Annotated in this window: 23 protein-coding genes; 10 read left to right on the top strand and 13 right to left on the bottom strand. The window is 47.2% G+C overall.

Features of this window, described 5'->3' with window-relative positions; genetic code table 11:
* Window positions 1-32: 32 nt before the first annotated feature.
* The 6 genes from M1E03_RS01430 to M1E03_RS01405 all read right to left on the bottom strand — a co-directional run bounded on the left by M1E03_RS01430 (window position 33) and on the right by M1E03_RS01405 (window position 5,810).
* A complete protein-coding gene (locus tag M1E03_RS01430) occupies window positions 33-773 on the bottom strand; it encodes a YwaF family protein (RefSeq protein WP_023856971.1) in 741 nt (246 codons plus the stop codon).
* Window positions 774-869: 96 nt separating this feature from the next.
* Entirely contained in the window at window positions 870-2,201 is a 1,332-nt protein-coding gene (locus M1E03_RS01425; RefSeq protein ID WP_023856970.1) for an MFS transporter, read from the bottom strand.
* Between the two features lie 61 nt (window positions 2,202-2,262).
* A complete protein-coding gene (gene dgoD, locus M1E03_RS01420; RefSeq protein WP_023856969.1) occupies window positions 2,263-3,411 on the bottom strand; it encodes a galactonate dehydratase in 1,149 nt (382 codons plus the stop codon).
* Window positions 3,412-3,426: 15 nt separating this feature from the next.
* Window positions 3,427-4,053, bottom strand: a complete 627-nt coding sequence (locus M1E03_RS01415) for a bifunctional 4-hydroxy-2-oxoglutarate aldolase/2-dehydro-3-deoxy-phosphogluconate aldolase (protein WP_023856968.1) — start codon at window positions 4,051-4,053, stop codon at window positions 3,427-3,429.
* Between the two features lie 26 nt (window positions 4,054-4,079).
* Entirely contained in the window at window positions 4,080-5,033 is a 954-nt protein-coding gene (locus M1E03_RS01410) for a sugar kinase (RefSeq protein WP_026580292.1), read from the bottom strand.
* 18 nt (window positions 5,034-5,051) lie between these two features.
* The gene (locus M1E03_RS01405) at window positions 5,052-5,810 is read right to left on the bottom strand and encodes an IclR family transcriptional regulator (protein ID WP_035337962.1); all 759 of its coding nucleotides are present in this window, start codon (window positions 5,808-5,810) and stop codon (window positions 5,052-5,054) included.
* Between the two features lie 229 nt (window positions 5,811-6,039).
* Between M1E03_RS01405 and M1E03_RS01400 the strand changes: the two genes are divergently transcribed.
* Window positions 6,040-7,389, top strand: coding sequence for a M28 family peptidase (locus M1E03_RS01400; protein ID WP_026580293.1), 1,350 nt, complete (start codon window positions 6,040-6,042; stop codon window positions 7,387-7,389).
* Window positions 7,390-7,443: 54 nt separating this feature from the next.
* Here the strand turns inward: M1E03_RS01400 and M1E03_RS01395 are convergent, their stop codons facing one another.
* Both M1E03_RS01395 and M1E03_RS01390 read right to left on the bottom strand, forming a co-directional pair.
* Window positions 7,444-8,805: an MFS transporter gene (locus tag M1E03_RS01395; RefSeq protein WP_023856964.1), complete on the bottom strand. Its 1,362-nt coding sequence runs from the start codon at window positions 8,803-8,805 to the stop codon at window positions 7,444-7,446.
* On the bottom strand, window positions 8,806-8,991 hold the full coding sequence (locus M1E03_RS01390) for a hypothetical protein (RefSeq protein ID WP_023856963.1): 186 nt from the start codon (window positions 8,989-8,991) through the stop codon (window positions 8,806-8,808).
* 133 nt (window positions 8,992-9,124) lie between these two features.
* Here M1E03_RS01390 and M1E03_RS01385 point away from each other — a divergent pair, with 133 nt between their 5' ends.
* Window positions 9,125-9,439: a Ger(x)C family spore germination C-terminal domain-containing protein gene (locus M1E03_RS01385; protein WP_161513289.1), complete on the top strand. Its 315-nt coding sequence runs from the start codon at window positions 9,125-9,127 to the stop codon at window positions 9,437-9,439.
* Here the strand turns inward: M1E03_RS01385 and M1E03_RS01380 are convergent.
* Window positions 9,433-10,071: a GTP pyrophosphokinase gene (locus M1E03_RS01380; protein WP_031305127.1), complete on the bottom strand. Its 639-nt coding sequence runs from the start codon at window positions 10,069-10,071 to the stop codon at window positions 9,433-9,435. The two genes, M1E03_RS01385 and M1E03_RS01380, sit on opposite strands and share 7 nt — an antisense overlap.
* Window positions 10,072-10,284: 213 nt before the next feature.
* On the opposite strand from M1E03_RS01380, the gene M1E03_RS01375 reads away from it, so the two are divergent.
* The 8 genes from M1E03_RS01375 (at window position 10,285) to M1E03_RS01340 (ending at window position 17,618) form a co-directional block, all read left to right on the top strand.
* The gene (locus M1E03_RS01375) at window positions 10,285-10,368 is read left to right on the top strand and encodes a YjcZ family sporulation protein (RefSeq protein WP_016885663.1); all 84 of its coding nucleotides are present in this window, start codon (window positions 10,285-10,287) and stop codon (window positions 10,366-10,368) included.
* 243 nt (window positions 10,369-10,611) lie between these two features.
* Window positions 10,612-10,761: a teichoic acid D-Ala incorporation-associated protein DltX gene (locus M1E03_RS01370; protein WP_023856959.1), complete on the top strand. Its 150-nt coding sequence runs from the start codon at window positions 10,612-10,614 to the stop codon at window positions 10,759-10,761.
* 14 nt (window positions 10,762-10,775) lie between these two features.
* On the top strand, window positions 10,776-12,284 hold the full coding sequence (gene dltA, locus M1E03_RS01365) for a D-alanine--poly(phosphoribitol) ligase subunit DltA (protein ID WP_023856958.1): 1,509 nt from the start codon (window positions 10,776-10,778) through the stop codon (window positions 12,282-12,284).
* A complete protein-coding gene (gene dltB, locus M1E03_RS01360; protein WP_023856957.1) occupies window positions 12,281-13,438 on the top strand; it encodes a D-alanyl-lipoteichoic acid biosynthesis protein DltB in 1,158 nt (385 codons plus the stop codon). Before dltA ends, dltB begins: the two co-directional genes overlap by 4 nt.
* A 15-nt stretch (window positions 13,439-13,453) precedes the next feature.
* A complete protein-coding gene (dltC, locus tag M1E03_RS01355) occupies window positions 13,454-13,690 on the top strand; it encodes a D-alanine--poly(phosphoribitol) ligase subunit 2 (protein WP_003186284.1) in 237 nt (78 codons plus the stop codon).
* On the top strand, window positions 13,690-14,859 hold the full coding sequence (gene dltD / locus M1E03_RS01350) for a D-alanyl-lipoteichoic acid biosynthesis protein DltD (RefSeq protein ID WP_025810589.1): 1,170 nt from the start codon (window positions 13,690-13,692) through the stop codon (window positions 14,857-14,859). Before dltC ends, dltD begins: the two co-directional genes overlap by 1 nt.
* Before the next feature lie 171 nt (window positions 14,860-15,030).
* Window positions 15,031-16,122, top strand: a complete 1,092-nt coding sequence (locus tag M1E03_RS01345) for a branched-chain amino acid aminotransferase (protein WP_458110632.1) — start codon at window positions 15,031-15,033, stop codon at window positions 16,120-16,122.
* A 233-nt stretch (window positions 16,123-16,355) separates the two neighbouring features.
* Window positions 16,356-17,618 carry an MFS transporter gene (locus tag M1E03_RS01340; RefSeq protein ID WP_020453400.1) on the top strand — a complete coding sequence of 421 codons (1,263 nt, stop codon included), beginning with the start codon at window positions 16,356-16,358 and terminating at the stop codon, window positions 17,616-17,618.
* Window positions 17,619-17,720: 102 nt separating this feature from the next.
* Here the strand turns inward: M1E03_RS01340 and licH are convergent, their stop codons facing one another.
* From licH to licB, 4 genes are read right to left on the bottom strand one after another with little or no spacing between them, the layout of a single operon-like run.
* A complete protein-coding gene (gene licH, locus M1E03_RS01335) occupies window positions 17,721-19,049 on the bottom strand; it encodes a 6-phospho-beta-glucosidase LicH (protein ID WP_020453401.1) in 1,329 nt (442 codons plus the stop codon).
* A complete protein-coding gene (locus M1E03_RS01330; protein ID WP_145646090.1) occupies window positions 19,049-19,378 on the bottom strand; it encodes a PTS lactose/cellobiose transporter subunit IIA in 330 nt (109 codons plus the stop codon). Before M1E03_RS01330 ends, licH begins: the two co-directional genes overlap by 1 nt.
* 15 nt (window positions 19,379-19,393) lie before the next feature.
* Entirely contained in the window at window positions 19,394-20,746 is a 1,353-nt protein-coding gene (celB, locus tag M1E03_RS01325) for a PTS cellobiose transporter subunit IIC (RefSeq protein ID WP_026580296.1), read from the bottom strand.
* Between the two features lie 14 nt (window positions 20,747-20,760).
* The gene (gene licB, locus M1E03_RS01320) at window positions 20,761-21,066 is read right to left on the bottom strand and encodes a PTS lichenan transporter subunit IIB (RefSeq protein ID WP_003186297.1); all 306 of its coding nucleotides are present in this window, start codon (window positions 21,064-21,066) and stop codon (window positions 20,761-20,763) included.
* Between the last annotated feature and the right edge of the window lie 36 nt (window positions 21,067-21,102).

Here is a 21,102-nt window from a genome sequence, read left to right as displayed (position 1 = left end):
AATACGGCCGAACCTATTCAGAAATACAGGAATCATGCAAGATCCTTTTTTTCTTTCACCTTCCTGGCGATCCAAAACGGCAGATAGAGAAGATAGAAGAAGACGATCGTGACCGCTTCCGCTGATAAAAGATACCATGGCCACGGCCCGAGCACGTCTAACAGCGAAGCTCCGCCGCCCGGCTTTTTCATCATGTACATATAGTTCGACTTCAGCAAACGGTTGATTAAAAAGATGAATGCCCCATAAATATTGACGAGAAGAAACGTGACCCAGAGAGAGCGCACGGTCGGCTTATACTTCTCGGCTGCAATCATCAGAAGGCAGGCCAGTACGACGATTCCGTGGGAAATGAAAAATTCAAAAAAGCGGAAATGAGGAAAGCCGTACCTTCCCAAGTCAGGCGTCAGAATCGCTTGCAAAGCGCTCCCCAAACCGGCAAAATAAAGAAATTTAAACAAGGTGAGATTTTTCGTCAATAACAGAATGATGACAAGATAAACCGAAAGGTCGCTGAGGTGAAGCGGCAAACAATAACGCGGCGTCCAGGAATTTACATAGATAAACCAGGAGTGGTAGCTGATTTCAGAAATCAATAAAACCGCCACAAACGCATAGCGAAGCATCCGGTTCCACCGCGGTTTTTGCAGCGTCTTGCGAAAGACGAACAAACAAACACCGAGCGCTGCAAGCACCAGCAAAGTCAGTATATGAGATGTTGAAAAAAATTGAAACGAGCCGAGTTGATAATCTTTTTGAAAATATGTCTTCATCCTGAACACCCTGTCGTCAAAAATATTTTAGCGTTATTTTGTGACAAACCATGATCTATTATTCAAAAAGGCCGCCGAATGTCCGGCAGCCGGGTGTCACATAGAAATAGAATCGTTTTCTTTTACATTATCATTGACCTGAATCCGTTCAACCTTTCCGACAAGAAAGATGTAGGAAAGGGCTCCCAGAAGGGCAAGGGTGCCGATAAAGACGAGGGCGGGCGCAAAGCTTCCCCCGTTTGCGAGAAAGCCGATGACAATCGGAACGATAACGGAGGCGAGGCTGCCGACAAAATTAAATACTCCGCCGGTCAGTCCGATCAAATGCTTAGGCGCTAAAGACGATACAAGCACCCATGTAATGGAGGCCAGACCGTTTCCAAAAAAGGCAAGCGTCATAAATAAAATGATCAGTGATGTCTGATCGACATAATTGGCACCGATAATGGAAATAGACAGGATCAATCCGGTAATAATCGGTGTTTTGCGGGCAACCCCGGCCGATACGCCCCTTTTGATCAGAAAGTCGGACAGGAAGCCGGACAACAGAACACCGATGAACGCCGCAAGAAACGGAAGCGAGGCGAGAAAACCGGATTGGAGAAAATCAAGGCCTCTATATTTTACAAGGTATGTCGGAAACCATGTCAGAAAAAACCATAAAGTCGAATTAACGGCGAACTGTCCAATATATATACCCCACAGCTTGCGATGAGCGGTCACTTGTTTAAAATGCTTCCAATTAAATGCCGATTTTTCCTTTTCGGAAGTCCGGCCGCGGCGGACGATCCCCCCGCCTTTTTCTATATGATCAAGTTCAGCCTTGTTTACCTTTGGATGACGGTCGGGATCTCGGTAAAAAGTATACCAGATAAGGCCCCAGATGATGCCGATCACCCCAGTTACGATGAACAGGCCGCGCCAGCCGACGACATGCTGGATGGCGCTGAGCGCCGGCGTCAAAAACGCAAGGCCGGCAAATTGCCCCGACGTATAAAATGCAATGGCTGAAGCCCTTTCCTGTTCAGGGAACCATGAAGTCACCACCCGGTTATTGGTCGGAAAAGCCGGCGCTTCAAACGCCCCCGTCGCAAGACGCAACCCGAATAGAGAACCGAAGCCGCGGACAAACCCCTGAAGCAATGTTGCGAGCGACCAAGTAACCAAGGTAAAACCGTAGACAAGCCTCGGGCCAAACCGGTCGACAAGCCCGCCTCCCGGTATTTGCAGGGCGCAGTATGCCCAGCCGAAAGCGGAAAAAATCAAACCTAGTTGAACGGCAGACAAGTTTAAATCGTCTCCAATTGCAGAAGCTGCGACTGAGATATTGCTTCGATCCATATAATTGATCACGACACATACAAAAATAAACAGCAGTACCCGCACTCTAACCTTTGTCGGCTTCTCTTTTACAGCAGCTTGTTTCATGACAGGCCCTCTCCTTTTATTTGTTTGTAATGACGGACATCTTTTGAAAACGGTATCATTTTTACCATTCAGCTATGCTTCCGTCCTTGTGCCGCCATACCGGATTGCGCCAGTTATGCCCGATATCAGCCATTTTCCGGACATGATCTTCATTGATGTCCACCCCAAGGCCCGGGCCATCCGGAATCCGGACATAGCCGTCTTCATAGAAAAACACCTTTTGATCCACTATATAATCAAGCAAATCCGTGCCTTTGTTGTAATGGATTCCTAAGCTTTGTTCCTGTATAAATGCATTGTGGCACGTTGCATCAACCTGAAGGCAGGCCGCCAGAGCGATCGGGCCCAGCGGACAGTGAGGAGCGGCGGCGACATCAAATGCTTCCGCCATCGACAGGATCTTTTTGCATTCGGTAATTCCGCCGGCGTGTGACAAGTCAGGCTGAATAATATCGACATAGCCGTCAGTCAGCAGATCTTTAAACTGCCACTTTGAAAACATTCGTTCTCCGGTCGCAATCGGAATTGAGACGAGGCTGGCGATATCGCGTAGCGCCTCGTTGTTTTCCGGCAGAACAGGCTCTTCTATAAACATCGGGCGAAACGGTTCAAGCTCTTTTGCCAAAATCTTCGCCATCGGCTTGTGCACCCTGCCGTGAAAGTCGATGCCGATTCCAATGTACGGGCCGACAGCTTCTCTGACGGCTGATATTCTTTCAATCACCTGATCGATTTTTTCATGTGAATCAATGTATTGCAGCTCTTCCGTGCCGTTCATTTTGACGGCTGTAAAGCCTTGGTCAACCACCTCCTTGGCAGCGAGGCCGACGTCTTGAGGCCTGTCTCCGCCAATCCAGGAATAGACCTTGATCGATTCCCTGCTCTTCCCTCCGAGCAGCTGATGCACGGGCGCATTGTAAAACTTGCCCTTAATGTCCCAAAGCGCTTGATCGATTCCTGCAATCGCGCTCATCAGAATGGGTCCGCCCCGATAAAATCCGCCTCTGTACATGACATTCCAGTGGTCTTCAATGTTCATCGGGTCTTTGCCGATTAAATATTCCATTAACTCGCCGACAGCCGCCTTAACTGTCGCCGCCTTTCCCTCGATTACCGGCTCTCCCCACCCTGTAATGCCTTCATCCGTTTCGATTTTTAAGAAAAGCCAGCGCGGTGGAATTTGGAAACACTCGAATCCCGTTATTTTCATCTCTGATCTCCCCTTTTACTGTTTTGCTGCTTCAACAAATTGCTTTGCTTTTTTGGACAGCTCTTCTAAAAACGCGTCATTCACATCTTGATGAGCCCTCACAAGTGAACCGCCGATTCCAGCACCGACCGCACCGGCCTGTAAAAACTCGTGAAGGTTTTCCAACCCTACCCCTCCCGTCGGAAGCAGCGGAATATGCGGAAGCGGTCCGTGGATATCTTTGATATAGCCAGGCCCCATCGTTCCGGGAAATACTTTGATGATGTCTCCACCGCTTTCATACGCCGTCAATATTTCCGTCGGGGTAAAGGCGCCCGGAATGCTGATCGCTCCATATCGCTTTGTCAGCTTGATCGTCTCTTCATGAACAGTTGGCGACAGGATAAACCGCGCGCCGGCTAAAAGCGCCGCTCTCGCAGATTCGGGATCAAGAACGGTTCCCGCTCCGATAAGCATTTCGTCTCCAACATCTTCTGAAACCGCTTCAATCGCTTTGATCGCTTGAGGGGAATTAAGCGTAATTTCCACAAGCCTGATGCCGCCCGCTTTTAAGGCGCCGGCAATGCTCACTGCCTCCTCCGGATTGTATCCGCGGATGATCGCAATCACTTTTTGTTCTTTGATTTGTGACAATACATGCATTTCTGCCACCCTTTCTTTACGGTTTTTTATCGGCTGACATCTTCTTCATCAGATTGTTCCATAAACGCAAACAGTGAATCGCTGTCAGGCAGCCCTTCAATATCACCGTTTACCGCAGCTACCATGGCGCCGACGGCACAGCCGCGTTTGACAGCTTCAGAAAGCGGAATATGATCAATCAAACCCGATAATACACCGGCTGCAAAGCCGTCTCCGGCACCCACGGGGTCCGCTGCAGTCTGAATCTGATAGCCTTCCGCATAGCCGTTTTCATTCCCGCTGGAATAATAGGCGCCTTTTGCACCAAGCTTGACGATGGCGGTTTCAGCCCCGTGCCCGCGGATGGCTTCCGCTATTTTTTTCTCATCAGCGGTGCCGAACAAAAAACGCCCTTCGCTCAAGCCGGGAAGCACGATATCAGACTGTTTGATCAAATCAAACATCGTCTGCCGCGCCCGCTCTCCGTCCCAGAGCTTTTTTCGAAAATTCGGATCAAATACAACGCATTTATTGTGCTTTTTGGCGAGCTCCACTGCATAAAACACTGCATCTGAAGCGCTTTCACTTAAAGCCGGGGTAATTCCCGTAATGTATAAAAACCCCGCTTTCTCAATGTATGGCTCATCAATATCGCTTTTTTTCAAAAAACTCGCCGCTGAAAGCGTCCTGTAATAGAAGACATTGACTTTGGCCGCGCTTTTCCTTTCTTTAAAAAACAAACCGGTCGGCGCCGTGTCATCGAGCTTCACTTGGCTGACATCGACTCCTTCTCCTCTGACAGCAGAAAGAATCATCGCCCCGAACTCGTCTTTTCCAAGCCGGGTAATCCAGCCGGCTTTTTTCCCGAGCTTCGAAAGTCCGATCAGCGTGTTGGTTTCTGCGCCCGCTATTCTCACCTGATAGTTTCTTGCGTATCTGAGAGGGCCGTCTTCATTCGGAGTGAACAGCGCCATTGTCTCTCCTATGCTAATAACATCCATCAGAACTTTCCCCCTTTGCTAAAGCGGCTTTTTAAATCCGCCAATGCTTTCTGTAATTTTTCCGGCTGTGTGAAGCAGCTGCTCAACGATAAGCGCCTTTCTTGCGAGCATGCGCTCCTTTGGCCCGGCGGTGCTGATCGCCGCATTCATTACGCCATCCGGACCATAGACAGGAGCCGCCAGACAAAACAAACCTTCTTCATTTTCTTCATTGTCAACGGCATATCCCTGTTCCAAAAATGTCTGCAGCTGCTTTTCCAGCTCATCTCTGGCGGTGATGGTATGCCCGGTAAACCGGATAAATTCCATGCGGTCGAGCAGCCCTTCCCTTTTGTCCTCCGGCATGAATGCCAAAAATACCTTGCCAAGCCCGGTGCAATATAGCGGCTTGCGCGAACCGGGCTGTGCGGTTGTTCTGATTGACCTGTTGTTATCGATTTTTGCGATGTAGACGAGCTGATCATCGGATAGAACGGCCATAAACACCGTCTCCTGAACGCCGTCCATCAGCTGTTTTAAAAACGGAACACCTTGCGACGAAATGTCGATCGACTCCATGGCAGCGGTTCCAACTTGGATCAGTTTTGCCCCCAGCCTGTAACGCTTGATAGCATCCTGCTGAAGGTATCCTTCATCCAAAAGTGTAGCGGCCAAATTGAATGTACTGCTCTGCGGCAGCGACAATTCTTTGCTGATCTCCTTTACGGTTAATCCATCCGGATGATTTGACAGCAATTCAAATATACGTACAACACGTACCGCGGATTTTACTGACATGACACCCTCCAACATTCACATATGTGATTCAAAATCAGGATCCTGATAATTCGGACGTATTCTAAACAGAAAGAATGCTCACGTCAACCATCCTATTAAACAAAAAAACTTTTTTATCAAACTTCAAATTACTGGTCTATCGAATCATTTATCAGATGCATGCAGGATTCACCCGCTCAGCTGCGAATATCTCTTCTCAGGAAAACAAGACCATCAAGGAGGTTTATGTATGAAGAGAAAAATGATGATGATCGGATTGGCGCTATCCGTAATAGCAGGCGGCGTGTTCGCCGATGGAACGGGAAATGCTGTTCAAGCGGCGCCTCAGGAAACAGCCATCGCAAAAGATGTCGAAAAATTCAGCAAAAAATTCAACGAAAATCGCGCCTATCAAACGATTTACCATTTAAGCGAAACAATCGGACCGCGTGTGACAGGCACGGCGGAAGAAAAAAAGAGCGCCGCTTTCATCGCCTCACAGATGAAAAAATCAAATCTGAAAGTGACCACACAAACCTTCAGCATACCTGATCGGCTGGAAGGAACGCTTACCGTTCAGGGAAATAACGTGCCTTCGCGGCCTGCCGCCGGTTCCGCCCCGACAGCAGCAGAAGGCCTGGCAGCTCCTCTCTATGATGCCGGCCTCGGCCTGCCCGGCGACTTCACCGAGGAAGCGAGAGGCAAAATCGCCGTCATTTTAAGAGGCGAGCTGACATTCTATGAAAAAGCAAAAAACGCTGCTGACGCAGGCGCAAGCGGAGTGATCATTTATAATAACGTCGACGGTCTCGTCCCTCTGACTCCGAATCTCAGCGGTAATAAAGTCGATGTTCCGGTAGTCGGCGTCAAAAAGGAAGACGGAGAAAAGCTGCTTTCTGAACAAGAAGCGATCTTGAAGCTGAAGGCTCATAAAAATCAAACATCGCAAAACGTGATCGGCGTCCGCAAAGCAAAAGGTGTCAAAAATCCGGACATCGTGTATGTGACTTCGCATTATGACAGCGTCCCTTATGCTCCCGGAGCCAATGACAATGCCTCCGGCACTTCAGTCGTCCTTGAACTGGCCCGGATCATGAAGACGGTTCCAGCCGACAAAGAAATTCGCTTTATTACATTCGGTGCCGAAGAAATCGGTCTCCTCGGATCGCGCCATTATGTCAGCACCTTGTCAGAGCGGGAAGTCAAACAGAGCGTTGCCAACTTTAACTTAGATATGGTGGCGACAAGCTGGGAAAATGCTTCACAGCTGTACATCAATACACCCGACGGTTCGGCAAACCTCGTCTGGGAGCTAAGTAAAGCCGCTTCTTTAAGCCTTGGGAAAGACGTATTATTTTTACATCAAGGCGGTTCATCCGACCATGTCCCATTCCATGAAGCCGGCATCGACTCGGCCAACTTCATTTGGAGAGAGCCGGGAACAGGTGCATTGGAGCCTTGGTACCACACTCCTTACGACACGATTGAACACATCAGCAAAGACAGGCTGAAAACAGCCGGTCAAATCTCGGGAACAGCCGTGTATAACCTGAGCAAAAAAGAAAACAGAAAACCGTCTTACAGCTCAGTCGCCCAATAATATTAAAAAGGAGCAGATCAATTCGATCTGCTCCTTTTTTTATACCGCTTCTTTTCAATCCTTCATCAGCTTAATAAACCGGAAGCTCATCAAAACGCTGCCGATGGCAACCACAATCATGACCACCCCCAGATCCTGAAAATGACCCGCGGTTATTTCTTCTCCAAACAACAGACCCAGAATGACGGACGAAAAGATCGAGCCAAGATAGCGGCATGTTTGGAAGAGCCCCGAAGTGGTCCCGACGATGTCCGGCGGACTTGCCGTAAACATGGCAGCCTGCAGGGCGACATTGCCGAGTCCGTAGCTGACCCCCAGCAAAGAGAGGATAATGCCTTTCCACAACATCGGTGCATCGACAAAAAACAATGTAAGCAGGATGGCGCCGGCCGCCATTATGCAAGAACCAATGAAAACAGGCTGCGTTTCACCTGAACGGTCAATCCATCTCCCGACGAAAGGTGAAATCAATACGCTCGTCCCGGACATGAACAGCATCAAAAGACCGCTCGCTTGAACGGAAAGGTGCATTTCATCCTGAAAATAACTCGGAAGTCCAAAAAACAAACAGTAGTTAAAGATGTTCAGCATAATAAATTGAGCATAGACCGAAGTTAGCGTCCTGCGCGCGATCAACAGTCTGATATCAATAAACGGGCTGCTCACTCTCAGCTCCCACCAAACAAACATCAAAAGCAAGACAAGCCCGAACATCCCCTCGGCAAAACGGGGCTCGCCCGTGCTCAATGAGAGCAGGAATGCCAGCAGGAGAACGATTCCGCCCGCAAACAGAAGAATCCCGGTCAGATCAAGCCGCTTGATGACGGCGCGGACATTTAAGCCGGCTTTTTTCTCATCTTTCGGAAACATGTACATCCCCAGCAAAAAGCTGAACAAAATAAATGGAAAGTTCACAAGGAAAATGGCGGGCCATCCCCCGAGAACGATTAAAAATCCCCCCACAGTCGGTCCAAAAGCGGTCATAGCCGAAGAAAAAATGGACAGCACACTTAGTGCTGACGCCCGCTTTTCATGAATGTGGCTTCTGATCAGGCCCACTCCCGAAGGATAAATGGCGCCGCTCCCAATCGATTGAAACAAACGCATGATCAGCAAGACGGAAAAAGCCGGTGCGAGAGGAGCGCCGATTGCCGATACGGCAACGAGAACAAGCCCTGACAAAAACATCTTTTTCCGACCGATTAAATCGCCGATTTTTCCCGTGACAGGCTGCGCGACCGCACTGGCTAAATAAAAAGATGAAATCAGCCACGATACGGTTGCAAATGAAAGATGAAACTCATGCTGGATGCTGTGCAGCGCCAAAGAAATCATTGAAGAATTGAGCGGATTCAGCATCGTCCCTGATGCAACGGCTGTTAAAAACAGGGCGCGGTTCTTTTTCAATCCGGCCATTTACTTAGGGTAAAGCAGCCTTTCGCCAGCTCCGTCCGCTTTACCTTCCGCACCCGCATCACGGTCGAAAGCATTGCCGACGGTCCCGTATAAAGCAGCATCAAGCCGTTGCGACTCCCGGTTCATCATCGCTGCCGCTCCGTTTTGCAAACCGCATTCCGCAAGTTTTTCAATATCCGATTTCATTTTTAGACCTCCTCGTGCTCTTATCATTTTCTTGTTTTCTTTTTTCGATTCATGACAGTCATAACCTTTGATACAAAGGAGCGTTCTTCCTCTTTTCTTTTAGTTGAAAAACATATTTGACGAAGCTGGCATAGTGAAAAGTTCACAAAAGAAGAGCGCGAAGGCATCGCCGGGCCATGATTTCCAAAACAAAAAGCGGAAAGAAGTCGAGCGTCTTGCCGGAGATCAGGTGAAAGTGTGGATGAAGAGCGCGCTCGGCAAACTGCAGGGTGAATACCGGACGGACGTCTTGAAATTCTGGAATCGAAAAGCGGAAGGGAAATGGGATGAGATTTTCACCGAATCCGATATTACATATGAGGTTGATATTCAAGGATTGACAACTTCGGGTCAAGCGGCAGAAAAAAATAGCAGCCGGGCTAAAAAATGCCCGGCTGCTTTTTATTGATCCGCTTTTGTTCGAATATGAAGCATCTTTTCATCCAGATAGTTCGCGATGTCAGCCGCTTCTTTCAGCTCATCCGTGAGCTGGTTCGGCACTTCATTGTTCAATTTGTAGTAGATTTTATGTTCGAGGCTCGCCCAGAAATCCATCGCGATCGTCCTGATTTGAATCTCCACCTTGGCGTGCTCGACGCGGTTGGTCAAGTAAACAGGCACTTCTACAATCAGATGGAGGCTCCTGTATCCGTTCGGCTTCGGATTTTTAATGTAGTCTTTCATGTTTAAAATCTTGATGTCTTCGTGTTCCTTCAGCACTTCAACCATATTGTAAATATCGGATAAAAACGAGCAGACGATTCTGAGACCTGCGATATCATTGATGTGCTCCTTAGCGGCCTTTGTGGTAATATCGCAGCCCTTCCGCACAAGCTTGTTGATCAGGCTTTCAAAGCTTTTTACCCTTGATTTCGTATGCTCAATCGGGTTATGGCCATGGATTAAATTATATTCCTGGCTGATAATCGAAAATTTCGTATCCATTTGATCCAAGGCAAATTTATAGACAAGGAGTTCGTTCTTCCAGTCCTCCATCAGGTTTCTTAAATCTTCTATCTGGGCTTCAGGCAGTCCTATCATCTTATCTATCGCCATATCCATTATATTTTTCTCCTTATGACATCATATCGTTTTTTCAGTTAGTAGACGGGCACATCCACGGTAAAGTTTCGACTTAAATCGCAAGATCAAAAAGTGGTCTGGTTGATCATTTTCCACTTTTATAAATTTATTTCCCTTTCAAAAGTCATAAAACATTCATATTCTGTATTACCACTTTTCGGAGGTGAGAATATGTCATACTCTAATAGCTTCGCTTTGATCGTTGTATTATTTATTTTGCTGATCATTGTGGGTTCCGCTTTTGTAAAGTATTAATTCCTTCACGCACTTCCGACAAACTGCAGGTTCATATCGAAAAGCGCTCCGCTTTTCATATGAGCCTGTTTTTTTGTGATTTAAAAAGAAGTTATTTCCACAATAACAAAAAATGTTTATAATAGGATAGGCTCTGAGCTGACAACGCTCAGAAATAAAACTCTCCCACAAATGAAACTTTTATACAACATTTTCGTCTTATACTGTTGTTAAGGCAATTCAATAACGGAAAGGAAAAGATCAATGTTAAATAAGCTAAAAATGTTGTATGAAAAAACAACAATGAAGTGGCTGCTCAACACTTCCTATTACTTTCTTATTCTCGTACTGCTGTTTTTAATTTACGGATTCCACACAGCAAATACAGGTTCATATATTTATAATGACTTTTAATGGAGAAAAAAACAATGAAACTGATAGAAACTATTAAAAAATACGCGCAAACACAACCCGATACCCTTGCTTTTGTGAATGAAGAAGAAAAGCTGACATACGGAGAGCTTTGGTCACAATCTGAGCGCCTTGCCGCGCGGATTCAAAGCGAAGCATTAACAGAGGCTTCTCCGATCATTGTCTACGGACATATGAAACCGGTCATGGCGGTTTCTTTCCTGGCTTGCGTGAAAGCCGGCCATCCGTACATTCCAGTTGACGTATCGATTCCGGCAGACCGGATTCTGAAAATCATCAACAGCTCAAAAGCCGAGCTTATACTCAATAACTCAGGCACTTCGGTTGACACGGGAGATGCCCTCATTTCCGTTGTGGAACCGGGCGTTCTTGAAGGAGACGGGGTGCCGGAGACAGATCCCGGACGCTGGGTTCACGGTGAAGATACCTTTTACATTATCTACACATCCGGAAGCACGGGAAATCCAAAAGGCGTGCAAATCTCAGCCGCCAATCTTCAGAGCTTCACAGATTGGATCACGAATGACTTTCCGGTGGAAAGCGGCCAAGTGTTCTTAAATCAAGCCCCGTTTTCCTTTGATTTATCGGTGATGGACCTTTATCCGTGCCTGCAGTCCGGAGGCACATTATGGACGGTTACGAAAGATATGATTAACCGGCCGAAACTGTTGTTTGAAGCGCTGAAACAATCCAACGTCAACGTCTGGACATCAACGCCTTCATTCGCACAAATGTGCTTGATGGATCCGTCTTATTCTGAAGAGCTGCTTCCTGAACTGAGCTTGTTTATGTTCTGCGGAGAAACGCTTCCCGCGTCAGTCGCCAGACAACTTAAAGAGAGATTTCCGAAGGCTCGTGTTTTTAACACATACGGCCCGACCGAAGCGACTGTTGCCGTCACTTCCATCGAAGTAACAGACGACGTATTAAACAAGTATTCTTCTCTTCCCGTCGGTTCTGAAAAGCCGGAAACCGAGATCGTGATCATCGATGAAGACGGAAAAGCCGTCCAAGAAGGGGAAAAAGGCGAGATCATTATTACCGGAGCCAGCGTCAGCAAAGGCTATTTAGGCGAAAAAGCGCTGACGGAAAAAGCGTTTTTCTCTTACAACGGCGCCCCTGCTTATCGCACCGGTGACGCAGGGTACAAAGAAAACGGCCAGCTGTTCTTCCTCGGAAGACTCGATTTCCAAATCAAATTGCATGGCTACCGGATTGAGCTTGAAGAGATCGAATACCAAATCAATCAGTCCCGATACGTGCAGTCGGCGGTCGTTATTCCATACTACCGCGAGGAGAAAATCGAGTATCTGATCGCCATGATCGTGCCTGCCGAACACGATTTCGAAAAGGAATACCAGTTAACCAGCGCGATTAAGAAAGATTTGGGCAGCAAGCTGCCTGCATATATGATTCCGAGAAAATTCATGTATCAAAAAGAGATTCCGATGACAGCAAACGGTAAAATTGACCGCAAGAGATTAAAAGAAGAGGTAACCGTATGACACCCTATGGTTCATTTCTTTTCTTCATCATATTAGGAATTTTACTGGCGCCGACCATCATTCTCGGACTGAACGGAAAAAGCTTCCGCTTATATAACATGGCGGTTTCCGTTCTGGTTCTGGCGCTTATTTTTTCAAACAGCCTGCACGGGCTGATCATGCTGTGCCTGTTTACGCTTTGGCAGATGGTTCTGATCAAAGGCTATATCGCTTACCGTCTCAAAGCGAACAGCGGCATCGTATTTTGTCTCGCTGCAGCAGCTTCTATCCTGCCTCTGGCACTGTCAAAGCTGCTGCCGTTTTTCGCCGTTGACAACTGGGCAACATTTCTCGGTATCTCGTATTTAACTTTTAAAGGGGTTCAGCTCATCATTGAAACCCGCGACGGTCTCATTAAAAAGCAGCTCCCAATCAGCAGACTGCTTTACTTTATTCTCTTTTTCCCGACCATCTCGTCAGGTCCGATCGACAGGTACCGCCGTTTTGAAAAAGACGATCAGACGGTATGGACGAAGGAGCAATACGAAGAACTGCTTTACAAAGGAATCAATAAAATCTTTCTCGGCTTTTTATATAAATTCATTATCGGCTATTGTATTAATACGTATGTCATTATGAAACTGCCGTTTTTGACTTCCGGCAGCATCTCGCATGGCTTGGCATACATGTATGCGTACAGCCTTTATCTGTTTTTTGATTTTGCCGGCTACACTGCTTTTGCGGTCGGCGTCAGCTATATCATGGGAATCAAATCCCCTGAAAACTTTAATAAGCCGTTCATCAGCCGCAATATTAAAGATTTCTGGAACCGCTGGCATATGTCGCTTTCATTCTGGTTCAGAGACTACGTGTTCATGCGCTTTGTCCTTTGGATGACGAAGAAAAAATGGATCACAAACCGGATGGCTGTTTCCAATATCGGATATGTGCTGCTGTTCCTTCTGATGGGTGTCTGGCACGGCCTTGCCCCTCAGTACATCGTCTACGGGCTGTATCACGCGCTGCTCATGGTCGGCTTTAACTTCTTTGAAAAATGGAATAAGAAATACAAGTGGTGGCCGAACAATAAGTGGACGACAGCCGTCTCAGTCGTGGTGACCTTCCACTTCGTATGTTTTGGATTTTTAATTTTCTCAGGGAAACTAATACACTAAAAGGAGATTTTCATAATGGATTTTAATCAAGAAGTACTTTCAGTTTTAGCAGAGGTATGTCAGGACGATATCGTAAAGGAAAATCCGGATATTGATATTTTCGAAGAGGGAATCCTCGATTCCTTCGGCACGGTGGAATTGCTGCTTGCATTCGAAAGCCACTTTAACATCACAGTGCCGATTACAGAGTTTGACCGGGATGCATGGAACACGCCAAATCAAATCATAAAGCAGCTGAATGAGTTGAGATAATGAAAAAGCGTTTTTTATTCGGGCCAATCATCTTGGCATTTTTACTTTTTTTCACCGCGATCTTGATTCCAAATGCATGGCTGGCAAAACTGGTTCCTAAAGATCGTGTCGAAACTTCAGCTACAGAAATAAACCCGATGATGTTCCAGGGTATGTATCTTCAAGGCAAAGCGCTTGAAGATCCGAAATATCTGCCGATTTACGGATCATCGGAATTGTCCCGGTTAGATGCCTTTCATCCGTCTAACTATTTTAAAGTAAACAACCAAGGGTTCACGCCTTACCTGGTCGGGAAAGGCGGTTCACAGTCCTTGATTCATGCAATCAACTTTGCGGCGCAGTCTGGTCAATTAAAGGGCAAGAAAATCGTTTTCATTATTTCTCCGCAGTGGTTTCAAAAAGACGGCTCGGACGAATCCCACTTTGCGCCGAACTTCTCGGCTTTGCAGGCATACGATCTTGTGTTCAATCAAAATGTCGATCCCGAGCTGAAGAAAAAAATCATCAAACGCATGCTTAAATTTCATGCAGTTACAAACGACGCTCTGCTTTCAGCCCTTTTTAAAGCCGAGCTCGATCAGGACAAAGTGGCGCTGTCTCTTCTGACGCCGCCGGCAAAAGCTTACCGGAGCATTCTGGAGAAAAAGGACATCTACTATTCCATGGTTGAAGGAAACGGACCGAAGCGGACCATTTCCCAGGATGTAAAAAACAAATCGTGGGATGAATTAAAGCAGATGGCCGAAAAGGTCGGCGCCAAAGAATCCCGCAACAATGAGTTTAAAATTTCAAACGGCGTTTATAAGAAATTGAAGCCGAAGCTGAAAAAGCTTAAAGGCCACAATAAAAAGATGAACTATGCCGAGTCAGTCGAGTTCCACGATTTCCATCTCATGATGGATGTTCTGAAAGAATCCGGCGCAGAACCGCTGTTCATCTCGGTTCCGGTCCACGGCAAGTTTTACGACTATACCGGCTTCCCTAAAAAAGGCCGGACAGATTTCTATAAAAAGATTAAAAAAGAAATCGAACAAGAAGGCTTTCAAGTTGCTGATTTAACGAATCATGAATATGATCCATACTTCTTGAAAGATACGCTCCACCTTGGCTGGAAAGGCTGGGTTTACGTCGATCAGGAGATCGAATCCTTTTATAAAAAGTCATCATAAAAAAGGATTCCCCCATGGGGAGTCCTTTTTTTGTCCGATTTAAATTTTTAAAGTTTCCAAAAATTCTATTTTACAAATTTCTCTGAAATCTATTGCGATTATCAAGAGAAGGTTTAAAATAGAAGATAAATATTTTTTGGAAAAAGACTAGAAACGGCAGGGAGAATGAATATGACAAAACAAACGATCAGCGTACAGCTCAGTACAGCAAAAAAGCAAAAGCCAGAGGCTGACCGGCTCGAATTCGGCCGGACCTTTACCGACCACATGTTTATCATGGACTATACGGCTGAAAACGGCTGGCACGATCCGAGAATCGTTCCTTATCAGCCGATTGAAATGGACCCGGCTGCAATGGTTTACCACTACGGGCAGTCCGTTTTTGAAGGGTTAAAAGCTTACTTATCAAGCGAAGGCAGCGTTCTTCTGTTCAGACCTGAAAAAAACGTCGAGAGGCTCAATAAATCCAACGACCGCCTCTGCATTCCGCGGGTTGATCCTGACACCGTTCTGGAAGGGCTGAAGCAGCTGGTTCAGATCGACAAAGAGTGGATTCCTCAAGCTGAGGGGACATCCCTTTATATCCGTCCGTTCATTATTTCAACGGAACCGTACCTCGGCGTCGCCCCGTCCAATATGTATAAAATGCTGATCATTTTATCGCCGGTTGGATCTTATTACAAAGAAGGCATCCACCCTGTGAAAATTGCCGTTGAAAGCGAATTTGTCCGTGCTGTGGCAGGCGGTACAGGCAATGCGAAAACGGCCGGCAACTACGCGGCGAGCCTGAAGGCTCAGAAAGTGGCGGAAAGCAAAGGCTTCTCGCAAGTACTTTGGCTTGACGGAGTAGAAAAGAAATACATTGAAGAAGTAGGCAGCATGAACATCTTCTTCAAAATCAGCGGTGAAATTGTCACTCCGGCTCTAAACGGAAGTATTTTGGAAGGCATTACGAGAAATTCCGTCATTTATCTATTAAAACAATGGGGACTTTCCGTAACCGAAAGGAAAATTTCAGTTGATGAACTGGTTCAGGCTCACAAAGACGGTCTGCTTGAAGAAGCGTTCGGCACCGGAACCGCCGCTGTCATTTCCCCGGTCGGCGAGCTGATCTGGAAAAACGAAAGCCTTGTGATCAACAGCGGACAAACAGGCGAAATCGCCAAAAGGCTCTACCAAACGATCACCGGTATTCAAAAAGGCGCTTTGCCTGACACATTCGGCTGGACAGTTGAAGTTGATAAAGTCAGCCAATCCTGCTAAGCGGTTTAAGCTCTCTTTTGCAAAAAAGAGGGCTTGCACCCTTATCGCGAAATGTACCGGCGGCAGGCTCTGTTTCCACACCGCTCGCCCCTCTTTTTCATTCCGCCTAGTCAATCCCCCGCACAAAACGATTCCATTTTATATATTTTATGTTAAAATTATCAATAACCACACCGGAAAGGAGAGATTATCCGTTCTCATGTAACATGCAAATCAAGAAAGGACGCTGAACAATGGATCAAACAAAATTGAGCGTCTGGGAAAAGAATTACACGTTCCTTTTCATCTCCAGGCTAATCAAAATCTCGGCTGACTGTTTTGCCTTCAACTCTATTTTATGGTTCTTAATTTTTGACGGAAAAGGTGCAATCGGCACCTCCCTGCTTCTTGCCGTCACTTTCCTCCCCGAAGCCTTTTTGGCGCCGGTTACAGGGCCTTTAGTCAAAAGAAGCGCCCTGAAATTCTGGATGTATTTTTCGGATTTAACAAGAGCAGCCGTCGTCATTACAATACCGATTTGCTACTTAAACGGCTTTTCACCGATGTGGTTTGTTTTAGGGCTCATGATCATCCATTCGGCAACTGGTGCGACTTATAACCCGGCGTCGATTACGCTGATTCCGCAGATCGTGAACGAAAATCTCATCCAAAAAGCCAACGCGATTCTCCAGTCTTCTTCAGAAATCATCAGGCTGGGAGCCGTTACATTGTGCGGTGTGCTGCTGACTTTTATCGGTCCTGCAACGACTTTGGTCTTTTCATTTATCTTTTATATCATATCGGGCCTATTCGTGCTTTGCATCAAATACACCATCATCCGGAATCAATCACAATCTAAGTCTCTTGCTCAAAGAGGTACATATTTTGCGAGATTAAAAAGAGGATTTACATTGGTGAAAAACCACAAAATATTATATCCGCTGGCGATTTACTGCATCTTCATGAACCTGGCGGCTTCACCCTGGGAAGCCCTTTCTGCGGTATATGTTGCAGAGGATTTAAACGGAACGCCGTTCATCCACTCGCTGCTGAAGGCTACGACGGCAGGAGGAGCATTTTTACTTGGTTTTATCCTTGCAAAAGTAAAAATCAACAGGTACGGACTCCTTTTCATCACGGCAGGCATACTTGAAGGTGCGGCTTATTTTATCGCTGGACTGAATACTTTCCTGCCGCTCGTATTTCTCGCAGCCTTTGCATTCGGAGCAGCCATCAGTTCGATCAATGTCCCCGAATTCACGATTATCCAGACATCTGTCGAAGGGGATGACCAGCCTCAAGTGTTCGCAGTCATCCATATGATCACAAATCTATCGCTTCCTTTAGGAGCAATTGCCTGCGGATATGCCGCAAAAACGCTTGGCGCGGGAAGCGTGATCGCAATCGGCGGCTTCATCGAAATCATTGCGGGCATCGGCATCCTCATATTCACTCAGCTTGCCAAAGCCCGGCAGTCAGATCTGGTCAAAGAAAAAGAAGCAAGCGCAAATATGTAGGCATGAATGGGACGGCCGCTGTTTCGCCGGGCCATTCGGACACGGCGGCGCCTATATCTATTAAAAGGTTCCGGCTGACACACCGGAACCTCAATTTTATTCCTATGCTTCTACAGATCTAAAAAACTGCGGAAGATGCTCTTTATGCGCTTCAAGCATTTCGTCCAGTATTTGTTTCGCAATCTTGTCGGACGGAACGAGCGGGTTGATTGTCATGGCGACAAGCGCGGTGTTGTAATCACCTGTAACAGCCGCTTCAGCCGCAACCCGTTCGAATGATTTGATTTGCTGGACAAGGCCCCTCACGGTGACAGGCAAATCTCCGACCGCGATCGGTTTCGGCCCGTTTTTCGTCATGACACAGTTGACTTCCACTGCGGAGTCATCCGGAATGCTTGCGATCGCTCCGTTATTCATCGTGTTGACAGGCTGAATATCGTGCTTATCATTATAAATCGAGCTGATCAAGTTGCAGGCGGCATCACTATAATATGCGCCGCCGCGCTTTTCAAGCTGGGGCGGTTTGATCGCCAGCTCCGGATCTTTATACAGCTCAAACAATTCCTTTTCAACTTGCTGAACGACCTCTGCACGCGTCCCTTCCGTTTTTGAAGCCTCCAGTTCATGTTCAAGCATCTCCTGCGTTTTGTAGTAGTAGCGGTGGTAGCCGCACGGAATCAGGCCGAGACCCCGGATAAAGTCAGGTTCCCACGATTCTCCGGAGATGTTTTTCATCGTCATCGCATTTTCGGGATCTGCCATCGCTTCGATCACTTTGTCTTTGACGCTGACGCCGTCCAGAAAAACGTCGAGTCCGAACACCATATGATTTAATCCGGCAAATTGAATGTTTATGCGGCTTTCATCAACATCAAGCGCTTTTGCAACCCCCATCTTCATGCCGATCGGCACATTGCAGAGCCCGACGACTTTTTTCAAATTAGAGTAGCGGAGCAGTGCTTCAGTCACCATGCCTGCCGGGTTGGTAAAGTTGACAAGCCACGCGTCAGGGCACAGTTCTTCGATGTCTTTTGCAATCTCAAGGATGACCGGAATGGTGCGGAGCCCCTTGAAAAGACCGCCCGGTCCATTTGTTTCCTGTCCGATCACCCCGTATTTTAATGGAATTCGTTCATCTTTTGCCCTCGCTTCGAGCAAACCGACACGGAATTGCGTCGTGACAAAATCAGCGTCTTTTAAAGCCTCCCTGCGGTCGAGCGTCAGATGGACTTCGATCGGGACGCCCGCTTTTTCGACCATTCGCTTCGCCAGCGTGCCGACGATATTGAGTTTTTCTTCCCCTTCCGGTATATCGACGAGCCAGAGCTCGCTGACCGGAAGTTGGTCATGCCGTTTGATTAATCCCTCGACAAGCTCGGGCGTATAACTAGAACCTCCGCCAATTGTTACGATTTTCAATCCTTTTTTCATCAATTGACACCTCCGTGGACATTCATTTTTTCATACAGCTCGACAATCTCCGTTGCCAAATCTTTCATGGTCATCGCATTCATTAAATGATCTTGGGCATGAATCATGAGAAGTGAGGGTTCGGTTTTCGCCCCCTTCGCTTCATTTTGAATCAAAGCTGTCTGAAAATGATGCGCCTTGATCAGTTCTTCGTCAGCCGCCCGGATCTTTTCTTTTGCAGCGGCGAAATCTCCCTTTTTGGCTTCGGCTATCGCTTCCATGCAAAAGCTCCTGCCGTTTCCTCCGTGAAGGATAATTTGAAATATCGTTCGTTCCAATTCCTCGGACATCTTGGCACCCCTTTTCTATACACTGGCCTGTTGACCGTCGCTTACGGCCGTTCCGGCCTCCAGTTCGCTCTCTTCTCTCAGCTTTTGTAGATCCCACATTCTAAAGAACGGATAGTATACGACAAACGAGATCAACAAATTAATCAACTGCATGACCGCTCCGGAAATTTTCCCTCCAGTTGCTAAATATCCGGAAAAGCCGGGCGGCATTGTCCACGGCACCGCAATCCCTGCCGGCTTTGCGACAAGACCTGTACTCATTCCAATATAGGTTGCCGTTAACATTAACAGCGGCGACACGATGAACGGAATCAGCAGCATCGGATTCATGACGATCGGCATGCCGAAAATAATCGGTTCGTTGATGTTAAAAATAGCGGGACCGATGGCTAATCTGCCGAGCTGTTTCATCTGTTTGCTTCGCGCTCTAACAAACATCGTAATGACCAAAGCCAAAGTGGCGCCGCTTCCGCCGATGTTAACCCAAATCTCAAAAAACTGTGTCGTAAATATGTTTGGGAGCGCTTCACCGGCTTGGAAAGCGAGACGGTTTTCGTCCATCGCACCGTACCAGATCGGCGACATCACTCCGCCGACAATGTTTGCTCCGTGAAGGCCGCAGGACCACAGCAGCATTTTCACAGTTTCGGCTATAAGGCTTCCGCCGAGACTGCCTCCAAGGATGGACAGAGGTGTGCCTAAAAGTACGTTGACGACATTATGGAGGCTTCCAAACGGCGTCATCTCAATTAAAAGGCGCGCCCCCCAAATCGAGCCGATAACGGCGAATCCCGGAATCAGAGCGATAAATGATTTGCTGACAGCCGGCGGTACGCCGTCCGGCATTTTGACGACAATATCCTTTTGAACGATCCAGCGGTAAACCTCAGTCGAGAACATTGCGATCAGCATGCCGACAAACAGACCTTTGCTTCCCATTAATGAAATCGGGATGCCGCCCGACACTAAAATTTCCTCTGTTGCGCCTTCCGGTGTGAACGGAATCTGGTAGGGGGTCGCAAGCAGAAAAGCTGCTACGGCAATGGCACCTGATGACAGAGCATCAATGTCGTATTTTTCGGCCAGCCGGTAGGCGATGCCGAACGTTGCGATCAGCGCCATAATGTCAAAGCTGACATTAACCGGGTAGCTTAATTTATCAGCCCATTGCTCGCCGAAAATCCCCGCCATGAATTCCGGATATCCCGGAATCGGCAAATTGGCTAAGATGAGAAACAGCGATCCGATAATGATTAATGGCATGGTCAGAATAATACCGTCTCTGAGTGCCTGCAAATGGCGCTGGGCGGCAATTCTGCCGGCAACCGGCATGACCTTCTCCTCTAAAAACGCATTAAACTTATTCACTTGTGCCGCCTCCTTTAAGAGCCGGCAAGCTGTTCGGCGGATTTTAACACTTCTGCCCCATTACAAGTTCCGTAATGGACCGTATTGATGACATCGACGGGTACACCTTTCGATTCTCCTAATTTTTTTAATTGCGGGAGCATGTAACGGACTTGCGGGCCAAGAAGCAATACGTCGGCTTTATCGATATGATTCTGAACCTCTCCTCCGGAAACGGCCCAGATTTTATAGTCTTTGCCTTGTTCCTCTGCACTTTTTTCCATTTTCGTCACAAGCAGACTCGTTGACATTCCTGCAGCGCAAGCTAGTAAGATATTCATGTTCATATGTCCCCCTTTTACGTATCGTGTATGATC

The sequence above is a fragment of the Bacillus sp. PK6-013 genome (assembly GCF_054161445.1).
This window is presented reverse-complemented; position numbering and strand designations above follow the sequence as displayed.

Bases quoted from the DNA above. Each gene is read 5' to 3' on its own strand.
- M1E03_RS01430 (WP_023856971.1), bottom strand. From the start codon at position 773: ATGAAGACATATTTTCAAAAAGATTATCAACTCGGCTCGTTTCAATTT.
- M1E03_RS01425 (WP_023856970.1), bottom strand. From the start codon at position 2,201: ATGAAACAAGCTGCTGTAAAAGAGAAGCCGACAAAGGTTAGAGTGCGG.
- dgoD (WP_023856969.1), bottom strand. From the start codon at position 3,411: ATGAAAATAACGGGATTCGAGTGTTTCCAAATTCCACCGCGCTGGCTT.
- M1E03_RS01415 (WP_023856968.1), bottom strand. From the start codon at position 4,053: ATGCATGTATTGTCACAAATCAAAGAACAAAAAGTGATTGCGATCATC.
- M1E03_RS01410 (WP_026580292.1), bottom strand. From the start codon at position 5,033: ATGGATGTTATTAGCATAGGAGAGACAATGGCGCTGTTCACTCCGAAT.
- M1E03_RS01405 (WP_035337962.1), bottom strand. From the start codon at position 5,810: ATGTCAGTAAAATCCGCGGTACGTGTTGTACGTATATTTGAATTGCTG.
- M1E03_RS01400 (WP_026580293.1), top strand. From the start codon at position 6,040: ATGAAGAGAAAAATGATGATGATCGGATTGGCGCTATCCGTAATAGCA.
- M1E03_RS01395 (WP_023856964.1), bottom strand. From the start codon at position 8,805: ATGGCCGGATTGAAAAAGAACCGCGCCCTGTTTTTAACAGCCGTTGCA.
- M1E03_RS01390 (WP_023856963.1), bottom strand. From the start codon at position 8,991: ATGAAATCGGATATTGAAAAACTTGCGGAATGCGGTTTGCAAAACGGA.
- M1E03_RS01380 (WP_031305127.1), bottom strand. From the start codon at position 10,071: ATGATAGGACTGCCTGAAGCCCAGATAGAAGATTTAAGAAACCTGATG.
- M1E03_RS01375 (WP_016885663.1), top strand. From the start codon at position 10,285: ATGTCATACTCTAATAGCTTCGCTTTGATCGTTGTATTATTTATTTTG.
- M1E03_RS01370 (WP_023856959.1), top strand. From the start codon at position 10,612: ATGTTAAATAAGCTAAAAATGTTGTATGAAAAAACAACAATGAAGTGG.
- dltA (WP_023856958.1), top strand. From the start codon at position 10,776: ATGAAACTGATAGAAACTATTAAAAAATACGCGCAAACACAACCCGAT.
- dltB (WP_023856957.1), top strand. From the start codon at position 12,281: ATGACACCCTATGGTTCATTTCTTTTCTTCATCATATTAGGAATTTTA.
- dltC (WP_003186284.1), top strand. From the start codon at position 13,454: ATGGATTTTAATCAAGAAGTACTTTCAGTTTTAGCAGAGGTATGTCAG.
- dltD (WP_025810589.1), top strand. From the start codon at position 13,690: ATGAAAAAGCGTTTTTTATTCGGGCCAATCATCTTGGCATTTTTACTT.
- M1E03_RS01345 (WP_458110632.1), top strand. From the start codon at position 15,031: ATGACAAAACAAACGATCAGCGTACAGCTCAGTACAGCAAAAAAGCAA.
- M1E03_RS01340 (WP_020453400.1), top strand. From the start codon at position 16,356: ATGGATCAAACAAAATTGAGCGTCTGGGAAAAGAATTACACGTTCCTT.
- licH (WP_020453401.1), bottom strand. From the start codon at position 19,049: ATGAAAAAAGGATTGAAAATCGTAACAATTGGCGGAGGTTCTAGTTAT.
- M1E03_RS01330 (WP_145646090.1), bottom strand. From the start codon at position 19,378: ATGTCCGAGGAATTGGAACGAACGATATTTCAAATTATCCTTCACGGA.
- licB (WP_003186297.1), bottom strand. From the start codon at position 21,066: ATGAATATCTTACTAGCTTGCGCTGCAGGAATGTCAACGAGTCTGCTT.